Origin of the sequence: Breznakia blatticola (assembly GCF_004365815.1) — a bacterium.
Lineage (GTDB): Bacteria > Bacillota_I > Bacilli_A > Erysipelotrichales > Erysipelotrichaceae > Breznakia > Breznakia blatticola.
Map to the genome: position 1 here is coordinate 1 of NZ_SODD01000069.1, position 6,879 is coordinate 6,879.

Sequence of the window (6,879 nt, forward strand, 5' to 3'; positions counted from 1 at the left end):
TACACTTCACTCCCTCCGATGTTGACTTACTTACATAGTATAAAAACAATTGTTATTAATATTAAAAAAGAGGCGACTGCCTCTTTAGTTAAATTATCTTAATTTTGAAGCAATATCTTCATCAAGTTCTTGTGAAGCACGGATTACATCATTAATTTGTTGACTAATGTCTGCAATCAATTCTCTAACTTTTTCAAAACTTGGTTTTAACTCAGCAAATTGACCTTGGTAAGCTTCTGCAGCTTGTCCTGCCCATGCATCTGGAATACGTCCAATTTGTGCTTCCATTTTCCCAATACAGTCTTCGAAGTTTTGTCCTTCATTTTTTAAGTTTGTTGAAATCTCTTCCAGCATTTCTGGTTCAATTCTAATTTGCATTTCTATGCCCTCCTATAATTACTAACTATTTTAATTCTATCATTCAAACAACCACAAAACAAGTTATACTTTACTAATCAAAATACATATATCTTGTAATACAGTGTATTAAACAACTTCTTCTTTTGCGATTTTCTTTTTTCGTTTCATACTTAATAATGCGCAACCTACAATACCAACACCAGCTAGTCCTAATAATACCATTCCTGGTAATTGACTTTGTTCCACTGTTTTTGTAGAAATTGTTCCATTTACAGATACTGGTCTAGCAATAAATGTTACTGCATCTTGGTTAAGAATCGATCCATTTCTTGTGTAACCTAATGTATTTGTAAAGTCTGTAAGCGATGTTGTTGTCGTTGCGACACTAGCATGTTTTACTGCTTTCACATTTGCTAAACCTTGTTCTACTTGTTTATTTGATGTTTCATTTGCTTTTAATAGATCTTGGCGAAGTGTTTGTACATGTGTATTTGATGTTGTATATACATCTTTTACATATGAATCTTGCTCACGCTCATGTGATTGTACTTTGCTTTCAATTTTATCTTGCACATTCATATATTGTTTTACGAAATCCGTAATATCATTTTCATTAATGTATGCTATTGGATCGTATAATTGAACATTTCCATGTAATAGTTGGAATGTTGTATTTGCTTGATTGAATGCATCTCTTACCAATGCTACACGACCATTTTGAGTTAATACTTCTTGAGATAATGAGTTATATAATGCCTTTTTATTACTCATATCTTTTGTAACTTCATCTTTCAATTGATTTGTATCTACTTGCGGAGTCGTTTGGTTTCCTTGATCTACTTTATCAATTGTTTTTAATTGATCATTGTATGTTTTCAATGCTTGCATATCAGATTCTACATCAGACAAATTTGTTTGATCTGCCGTCAGTTTAGTTAATACCTCATCTAGTGCAATTGCTTGTGTATCTAAAGCATTCAATATAGTTTCATTTTCTGTTAATAAAGTTGAAGTACTATTTCCATTTATATGTGTTTGATAGAAATCCACGAATGTAGTTGTTGAGTTTTCTTGTTTCGTGTATGTATCAATTTGTGTTTTTAGATCTGTTACTTCTTGATCTACTGCTAATGAACCATCTAATTCACTTACAAAGTCTGCTAAATTTTGATTTGCAGAGTTTAATGACGGATTCATACTTAATTCCATTACACTCACATATAGTTGTAAAACTTGATTGTTTTCAGACAATGTTTGTTTTTGTACTAGGATGTTTTGATTATAACTATCTAGTATTTGAATAAAATCATTTATCTTTTGGATGTTATCCGTATTATTTGTTTTTAATGCTAATAGTTTTTGCTCAACATCTTGAATTTTAGTTTCTATACCGTAAGCGATTCCTGTATTCGAATTAACTACTTTGTCAATTCGATCGTTTGCTGTTTGTAACAAGGATTTTACACCATCACTTGAATTTGTAATAGAACTGTTCAACTGTTGAATATATGTATCCATGTTATCAAATGTATACTCGCCAAATTCATTAGGTGCAATATCTGATACATTTGCTACTTTCGCTTTTAAACTTTCAACTTCTGTATATAACTGACTTGATGTATCTTTAATCACATCTAATTGTGCCTTGCTCAATAGCATGAATTCTTTATATTTTGCATCGACAGCATTCATTGTTTCAACAGACTTCGTTTTTTCTTCATCAATGTTTAAATCAGCTACTTGGTTTTCCACGACATTAATTTCTTTAACTTCAACCATGCTTGTTAGATCAGCTGAAGAAATTGAATTAATTAACTTTAGATCTTGTTCACTTGTCTCAATTGCCACAAGTGCACCATCTTGTCCTTTATGATATGTATTCAAAATAGAAGCAATATACATATTTGAAAGATTTTGACTATAGTTGTTTCCAAATTCTAGTACATTGTAAACCGTTTGTTCTTTTGCTTCACGCGTCAATGTATCTGAAATAACATATTCAAACGTTGTTGGTGTTTGTACCGTATTTATACTCGCTACATTTTCTGAGAAATTTGAAGGAAGTACAATATATGCTGCATACTTTCCTTCTTTTACTCCACTTTCTGCGTCACTTAATCCAGTAACCGTAATACTTGCATTCGACTTGTCAATTAGTTCCAATCCGAAGTTACGCTCTTCATTGTTATATGTTACACCTTCATCCATATTTACAACAGCTAGTTTTGTTTCACTTATTTCTTCACTTTTATTGTTTATATTCATTCCTGCATATACACCAAGTGAAAGACAAGTTATAGCAATACATACTAGTTGTAATACCTTTTTTACTTTACTCATTTATGTTGTCCCCCTTATTCACATATTTTGGTAATAGTGTGTTCCTGTAATCTCCATTGTTAAACAACAATGCTTGACCAAATGGTGGATAATCTCTTTGACTTCTCACAGGGAATATTGAATGGTTTCCTTGATTTACCAATACAAGTCCATTTGTTGAACCCTTAAAGAATTTTGTGATGTCATCATATCCACGTAGTTTCGTTGCTTGTGCAGTTGCAATAAGCTTGATTCCAACATTTGTTGACTCACGAAGTGTATCTACAAATTTCGGATATTTCTTTTCAACTTTACTAACAAAATCATCTACATCTTCAATAAAAATCATATATTTTGGCAATGTTGAATAGAATTCATTTGGTCCAATTCCACTATTTTGATGTTCATCTGCAAATTCAAGTTTTCGATTCTCAACTTCAGAAATTAATTCTTCCACGAAGGTCTGAATTTGTTCATCACTTGTCGCATAGTGAACTCCATCCATTTTGGCATGTTGATAAAGCTCCATTCTTGACGAGTCAAGAATATACACTGTTTGACCATCTTTTACTTGTGTAATGAAATTACTCATTACATTTGTTTTTCCTGATGCCACTGGACCAATAATTAAGTATGGTGATGCTTGAATACTTGCATCACAAACCGTTACATCATTCACGTCCAATCCAAGTTTTATATCAACTTCTGACTCATGTGGATATTGTGCAAAGTCATTTGTTGTAAATACTTCTGGAAGAACTGGAATTCCCATAACTTGTTCACCGTGATATGCTTGATGAATTTCTTCAATTAATTGCTTAATTTTTGTAGTAAATTCAATATTACTTTCAAATGCTACAGGACTATATACTTGCATTGTATTTACATTTGCCAGTTTTACCATTGCACGCCCTTTAATTTCTGGAAGACTGTACTTGCTTCTTCCAACGATGCTATTAATTTCCATTGCATCATACATATACTGTGCAATTTTAGTCTTAAAATTATTTAACGTTGCATAACGTACTGCATTACTTCGAGTTGCACTAATTGTAATATAGATTCCTAGTCCAGGACCATCCCTAGATATACGTAATATAAAATCTTCTAAATCAACCGGTAATTCTTTTACGACATCATAATTGTCTAAGAAAATCATAATTGCTTTTAATGGACTTTGTGGGAACATCTCATTGTATGTTTCATAGTTTTGTACCATTTCTTTAGCAAATAACTTTTTACGTTCTGCAATAGTTGCATTGATCATCTTTGCAAACTTTGTTATTTTCTCAATTGAGTCAAATGTCATATAGTCTGCAGTATGCGGTAGATTCACATATGGAATTAATGCTGAGTTTCCTAAATCAATAATGTAGAAATTCATTAATTGTGGATTGTTACATGCTGCAAGTGTCGTCATTATCGTTCCTAATGTGAATGACTTACCAAAACCACTCGATGCAAACACTGCAACATTTCCATCTTTTAAATAGTTTAATTCAAACTCATTTTGTAGTTGCTCTTCAGGAATATCTACAATTCCCACTGGACAACACAATTGCAATGTTGCAAATTGTTCAAGTGCTTGTATTTCATGTAGATGAGGCGAAACAATTTGTGTTTCTAATGATGGTAACCAAGGTTTCATCACTTCTACTTCACCTCTTTGTTGATATATTTCATGAATATAATCCACAGTAACATCAAGCTGTGATTTACTTACTGCATTGATATCATCATCCGTCGATAAATCTTTGTTGATTAATTGTGCTTGTCCAATATCATTTACTTGATATACTAAGTCATACACAATGTCTTCTTCATTTGCATCTTTGTATGTTGCTCCACTCCAAGCACTTTGGAATAATTCATAAATCTCATTATTTCCAACTTGTAAATAAGCACGTCCTGCTTGTGTAATATAAGCAGCATCAGATGTTTTAATTACTTCTTTACTATCATTTTCGTCTTGTACTTTTAAAGCTAACTTAAACTTTGAGTTTGACCAAATTTGATCATCAACAACTCCACTAGGTTTTTGTGTAGCTAGAATTAGTTTTACACCTAAACTACGTCCAATACGAGCCGCAGATACTAATTCACTCATAAACTCAGGTTGCTCTTTTTTTAACTCGGCAAACTCATCTGAGATAATAAATAAACTTGGTAATGGTTCACTAGCTTTTCCTGATTTGAATAGCTTGTTGTATTGAATAATATTATTTACATTGTGTTCATTAAAAATACGTTGTCGTCTTTGTAGTTCACTTTTTATTGATGCTAAGGCACGCATACTTTCACTACCATCTAAATTGGTAATAGTACCTAATAAGTGTGGTAAGTCTTTGAATAAACTTGCCATTCCTCCACCTTTGTAGTCAATCAATAAAAATCCGACTTCATGTGGGTGAAAGTTTACTGCTAAAGACAAAATATACGATTGTACAATCTCTGATTTCCCAGATCCTGTGGTTCCTGCAACTAAACCATGAGGTCCATGTGCCTTTTCATGTAAATTCAATTCCACAATATCATCTTTTGCACGCACACCTAAAGGAACCGCTAATGATTTATGTGATTGGTTTTGCATCCATCTTTCTTCAATACCAAATTCACGTGGATGATTTACGTGATACATATCAAAGAACGTAATACTTTCTGGTATTTGTGAGCGAATCCCTTTTTGGTGATTCAAAACAGATAAGTTTCTAGCCATTTTCTGTAAATCTACTTGCTCAAGTTCCACAGCTTTCATTCGCTTGTTCATCATCTCACCATGATTCATAAGCAATGTAGAAGTATGCATATCTTCTGCTAATAGAACTGTTTTAATATTCTCTGGTAAATCTGCTCTTTGTCTAGCTGAATAGATAAGTGTAAATCCTAAATCTGTTGTATCTTCTTGTAAGTATTCCATAATTGAGTGATTCATAATCAAGTGATTCTCATCAATGATAATAATATAGTGTGGTGAATATGAACTTTCTCGTTTCTTTTCCTCACGAATATCTCGTCTTTGCTTAAGAATCTGAGTTAGACTTCCTAATACTTGATCTCTAACTGTCTCATTATAAATATTACCAGTAACATTTACTGCACTAATTTTGAAATGTGGATACCACTTCACATAATCAAATTCTTGTTTGTATGTTTCATTGTATAAAAAGATAAATTCTACATCATGATAACTATGGAAGAATGTCACTTGCGCCATAATTTGCTTTAATTGTTGATGTATTTCTTCATGATCTCCTACAATTCCTAAATGACTCTTTTTTAAATTAATATGAATTGGTTTTTGTTCATATTCTTTATATTCAGATTCGATTTCTCTTGCTTCATCTAGTAGTTCATCTTTTTCAATGTCTAATTCATTTGCTGATACAGAAACACTAAAGGTGCGATGTTCATTTCTATGTCCAACACAAACTTCTAGAAAATCATCATGATCAACATCTTTCTCATAAATTCGACTTGAATACGCATTTACTAGGTTTTCGATTTCCGGGATTGAAGGATTGTGATAACGAAAGGATTCCTCTTCATCTATACGCAATCTTTCTAACGTATTTCTAGTACGCAATAAATACTTTTCATATACTTCTTGTCTTCTTTTATTATTTTTCTTATGCTCTTTCTTTTCATTTATAAAACTTGAGATTGAAAAGACTAATGAGACAAATGTTGATGCCAATCCAATATAGATATATGGTCCTCTAGGCATCATAATTCCCATAGCAACCGTTCCAGCTCCAGTAACTAATGGTGGTATAATCACTTTCGCCAATCCACCCTTACTCATTTTCTCACTTGCTGGAGGTGCTGCTATTGAAATCTTTTCTTCTTTTGTTCGCTTTACGATACGTGGAGATCTTCTATACATTGGAAAATCTGACATTTGCACTTCTTCTTCGATAGGAAATAAGTTTGTTGTGTATTCATCATGATTTCCTATTAGTGTTATTGATGTTTTGTGTACTTGGAACATTAAACATTCAATTAAAATAACATCACCCTCATTTACATTCAATAACTCATCGCAAACTTGGACACCATTCACATAAAATGTCTCTCGATTTGGATTTGTGATTTCATCAATACTGAGTGTAGAATGGCATTCTTAATGCAACTGTCATAGTCATCATATTTGTTAGTGTTTTTGTTATATTATTATGAATTCTCATCTTGATTGTTACGAAT

3 protein-coding genes are annotated in these 6,879 nt (G+C 32.2%); all 3 read right to left on the reverse strand.

Annotated features, from left to right (window positions below):
* Nucleotides 1-93: 93 nt before the first annotated feature.
* Complete coding sequence (locus tag EDD63_RS11175; protein WP_134171395.1) at nt 94-378, reverse strand: WXG100 family type VII secretion target; 285 nt, start codon at nt 376-378, stop codon at nt 94-96.
* 108 nt (nt 379-486) lie between these two features.
* Complete coding sequence (locus EDD63_RS11180) at nt 487-2,700, reverse strand: YhgE/Pip domain-containing protein (RefSeq protein ID WP_134171396.1); 2,214 nt, start codon at nt 2,698-2,700, stop codon at nt 487-489.
* Nucleotides 2,693-6,739, reverse strand: coding sequence for a type VII secretion protein EssC (gene essC / locus EDD63_RS11185; protein WP_134171397.1), 4,047 nt, complete (start codon nt 6,737-6,739; stop codon nt 2,693-2,695). The genes EDD63_RS11180 and essC overlap by 8 nt, the downstream gene beginning before the upstream one ends.
* Nucleotides 6,740-6,879: the final 140 nt, after the last annotated feature.